This is a genomic window from Bradyrhizobium sp., assembly GCF_050014615.1.
Taxonomy (GTDB): domain Bacteria; phylum Pseudomonadota; class Alphaproteobacteria; order Rhizobiales; family Xanthobacteraceae; genus Bradyrhizobium.
On sequence record NZ_JBEKCZ010000314.1, the window covers coordinates 1 to 4,158 of the forward strand.

Here is a 4,158-nt window from a genome sequence, read left to right on the forward strand (position 1 = left end):
ACCGGCATGGTCAGCAGGCGGTGGGATTCAATCCGCCACGACGGAAAATCATAAAGTGGTATCGAATTGCGGTCGCCGCCGCCGCCATTGGCCTGAGGCGGATTGGTGGAGATCATGCGCGGGAACGGTTTTGCCAGTTCCGTTGCCGCCAGCAACGCCGGCTGGTCGGCGCGCCCCGGCCGCGCGGTGTGGCCGTTGCTCCACAGGCTGTGACGCCAGTCGACGATCTCGCCTTGCGCATCCAGATCGGCCTCGATCTCGATGCGCATCGCGGCCCCGAACGGCGCATGCGACATCTCGTCGGCGCGCGTCCACAATACGCGGACCGGCCGGCCACCGGCCGCCTTCGCCAGCAGCACGGCGTCGAGTGCGACATCGTCGGCGGCGTTATGCCCGTAGCAGCCGGCGCCCTCCATATGTTCGACCGTGATGTGGTCGAGCGGCAGTTTGAGGACCATCGCGAGATCGGAGCGCAGCAGATAGACGCCCTGGCTGTGGGTCCAGACCCGCACGCGATCGTTGCCGGTCCATTGCGCCATCGCGCAGGACGGCGCAATCGACGCATGCGCGATATAGGGCCGGGCATATTGCCGGCGCATTGTGCGTTTCTTTTCACCGGGCTGCGACGCGGTCTTGCTGGCGATGATGGTCGACTCGGCCGGCTGCGTTTTCAGCCAGTCTGAAAGCTGGTTTTCATCGGGAAGCGCTTCGCCAGGCGACCATGTCGCGCCCTTGCGCAGCGCGTGGAGCGCGGCTTCGGCGCCGGCCTCGGTTTCGCTGACCACGCCCGCGAAATTGCCGTCGCGCACGACGGCGACCAGGCCGGCAACGGCGCGTGCGCCATCTTCCTTCAGCGCCGTCAGCGTGGCGGCCGCGAGTTCCGATCGCAACACGCGGCCGTGCAACATTCCCGGCAACATCGTATCGTGAATAAACCGCGGATGCCCGAATACCTTGTCGGGGACATCGAGCCGTTGCACCGAATTTCCGGCCAGCGCGCGCTGCGCCGATGATTTGGGCACGGCGCCCGGTATCGCATGGCGGTCCAGCGCGACCTCGTCGGCGAGTTCCCAATAACTAGTCTGGATATTGCCGGGTCCGGAAATGGTGCCGTCGTTGATCGCGAGCGCGTCGGGGGCGACGCCGAGCCGGTCCGAAGCCGCGGCCAGAAACATCTGCCGGATTTCAGCGCAGGCCTGCCGGATCGCGCGTCCGGAATGCTGCACCGAAAGGCTGCCCGAGGTGACGCCTTCATTGGGACTGCCGGCGGTCGTGGTGCGCACCATCTGCACGCGGGCGAGGTCGACATCGAGTTCGTCGGCCGCGATCTGGGCCAGCGCCGTCACGATACCTTGCCCGATCTCGACCTTGCCCGGCGAGACCATCACCTGTCCTTGCGGCGCGAACCGGATCCATGACGAGAGCACGGGATTGGCCGCGAGGCTGGGCGGCAATTTCGGCGCGGCGGGCGAGGGGACGGGCTCGGTCATGGGGCGATCATTGGGTTTGCATCTCGGCCGCGGCGCGCAAGATCGCCCGCACCATGCGGTTATGCGAACCGCAACGGCACAGATTGCGGTCGAGCGCGATCCTCACGTCTCTATCGGTCGGAGCGGGATTTCGCTTCAGCAGCGCGGCGGCGCTGATCAGGATGCCGGACACGCAGTAACCGCATTGCAGCGCCTGCTCGGCGATGAAGGCGCGCTGCAAGGGATGCGGCGCTTGCGCGGTGCCTAAGCCCTCGATGGTCGTGATGTCCTTGTCCTTGACCGACCATAGCGGCGTATCGCACGCGGCTACCGCATGATCGTCCATCATCACGTTGCAGGCGCCGCATTCATTGGCGCCGCAGCCGAAATGCGGACCGGTCATGCCGAGCCGGCCGCGCAGGATCGACAACAGCGATGCATCGGGATCGGCGTCGACATCGGTCGCGATACCATTGAGGCGGAAGCGAATACTGGTCATCAGAGAATACTTGTCATCATTGATTACGGCCTGTCGCCGAACTGCTTGACGACCTCGGCCCATTTCACAATATCGCTGCGCAAATATTTGTCGAATTCCTCAGGGGTCATCGACATCGGCGATGCACCCTGTTCGGCCCAGAGCTTGACGATTTCCGGCCGCCTGATCGCGGCGTTCACGGCAATGTTAAGCTTGTCGATAATCGGTTTCGGCGTTCCCGTTGGCGCCATCAGTCCGAGCCAGATGGTGGCTTCGTAACCGGGCACGCCGGCTTCGGCCACCGTCGGCACGCCGGGCAGCACGCTGGAACGCGCTGATCCCGTGATGGCGAGCGCGCGCACCTGGCCTTGATTGACATTGGGCGCCATCGCCGTCACCGCATCGATCATCATCTGTACCTGTCCGCCGATGATGCCGCTGCGCGCTTCGCCGCTGTTGCGGTAGGGCACGTGCACCAGATCGACACCGGCCACGGTCTTAAACAACTCGCCGGCCATGTGGTAGGGCGTGCCCTGGCCGGACGACGCGTAATTCAGCCTGCCCGGTTGCGACTTCGCAAGCGCGATGAATTCCTTCAGCGTCATGGCGGGTACCGACGGGTGCACGACGATCACCAGATCGGCGAAATTGACCGGTGCGATCGGCACGAGATCGCGCATCAACTGGTATTTGCGCTGCGGCACCAGCGATTCATTGGCGGTCTGGGTGTTCGACATCATCAACAGCGTATAGCCGTCGGGAGCCGATCTGGCGGCCTCGAGCGTGCCGATCACGCCGCCGGCGCCGGGCCGGTTCTCGATCACCATCGGCTGGCCCAAGCTTTCCTGCAGGATATTGCCGATCAGGCGGGCGGCTACGTCCGCCGGGCCTCCGGCGCCGAAGGGAACAATGATCCGGATCGGCCGCGTCGGATAATCCTGCGCCAGCGAGGGGCCGGTCAATGGACCTGCAAGAAGGGCTGTCGCAAGAAAGGCTGTCGCCAGAACAGTTGCCGCCAGCCTCAATCCTGTGAATTTCAGGCCCGTCATCTCGTTCTCCCCGGCCCCTTGACTTGTTTGTGTTGGGCCGGTGGCTGGCCAAATCCAGCTTTCACGTCTAACTGTCAAGTCTAGCTGCAACGCCAGCGAGCTGTCGACGACAGACTCGGGATTTTGCGGCAGGAATAAAACACGATTTCGGGTGTAACCGAATCTCAATGGAAACGCCGACAGAGCCAATGAAAAATCAGGGATACTCGCGTCGCGACATGCTCAAGGTGGGCGGCGGCTTGCTTGCGGGCACGACCTTCTCGACCCGCGTGATGGCGGATGCGCCGCCGCCGGAACCGGTCACGCCGGCGCTGATCGCCGCGGCGAAGAAGGAAGGTCAGGTCATCCACTATACCTCGACCGATCTGCCGGTGGCCGAGAAACTGGCCAAGGCGTTCGAGGCGAAATACCCGGGCATTGCCGTTCGGGTCGAGCGTACCGGGGCGGAGCGGGTGTTCCAGCGCATCGGTCAGGAATATTCCAGCAACATCCACGCCGTCGATGTCGTGAACTCGTCCGATGCGGCGCATTTCATCGTCTGGAAGCGCGACGGCGTGCTGGCGCCTTACGTGCCCGAGGATGTCGCGAAGTTCTATCCGCCCGAGCACAGGGATATCGACGGCCAGTTTGCGAGCTGGCGGGTCTGGCTCAGTATCATCGCCTACAATACCAAATTGGTGAAGCCGGAAGACGCGCCGAAGAGTTTTGCCGATCTGCTCGACCCCAGATGGAAGAGCAAGATCGTCAAGGCGCATCCCGGCTATAGCGGCACCATCATGACCGCGACCTATCAGATGCAGCGCGATCTCGGCTGGGCCTGGTTCGAACAGCTCGCCAAGCAGAACGTCATGCAGGTGCAATCGTCGGCCGATCCGCCGAAGAAGCTCGAGCTCGGGGAACGCGCCATCATGGCCGACGGCAACGAGTACAATATTCTGCAGATGAAGGAGACCGGGCGTCCGGTCGAGCCGGTCTATGCCAGCGAAGGATCGCCATTGATCATCGGTCCCAACGGCATCTTCAAGAATTCGCCCAACCCGAACGCAGCCCGACTGTTTCAGTCGTTCTGCTTCACCCCGGAGGCGCAGCAGCTCATCATCGATGTCGGCGGCCTGCGCTCGGTGCATCCGCAAACCCAGGAGAAGGCAGGGCGGATGCCGTT

4 protein-coding genes are annotated in these 4,158 nt (G+C 63.6%); 1 reads left to right on the plus strand and 3 read right to left on the minus strand.

Going from position 1 to position 4,158, the window contains the following annotated elements:
• The 3 genes from ABR948_RS28705 to ABR948_RS28715 all read right to left on the minus strand — a co-directional run.
• Positions 1-1,490, minus strand: a 1,490-nt coding sequence (locus ABR948_RS28705) for a molybdopterin cofactor-binding domain-containing protein (protein WP_428124554.1), incomplete at its 3' end; no start/stop codon positions are given.
• A gap of 7 nt (positions 1,491-1,497) precedes the next feature.
• Positions 1,498-1,968 (minus strand): (2Fe-2S)-binding protein, encoded by a 471-nt coding sequence (locus ABR948_RS28710; RefSeq protein ID WP_428124556.1) that lies wholly within the window; start codon positions 1,966-1,968, stop codon positions 1,498-1,500.
• Between the two features lie 23 nt (positions 1,969-1,991).
• On the minus strand, positions 1,992-2,996 hold the full coding sequence (locus tag ABR948_RS28715) for a Bug family tripartite tricarboxylate transporter substrate binding protein (RefSeq protein WP_428124557.1): 1,005 nt from the start codon (positions 2,994-2,996) through the stop codon (positions 1,992-1,994).
• A gap of 188 nt (positions 2,997-3,184) precedes the next feature.
• Between ABR948_RS28715 and ABR948_RS28720 the strand changes: the two genes are divergently transcribed.
• A partial coding sequence (locus tag ABR948_RS28720) for an extracellular solute-binding protein (RefSeq protein ID WP_428124559.1) occupies positions 3,185-4,158 on the plus strand: 974 nt, incomplete at its 3' end.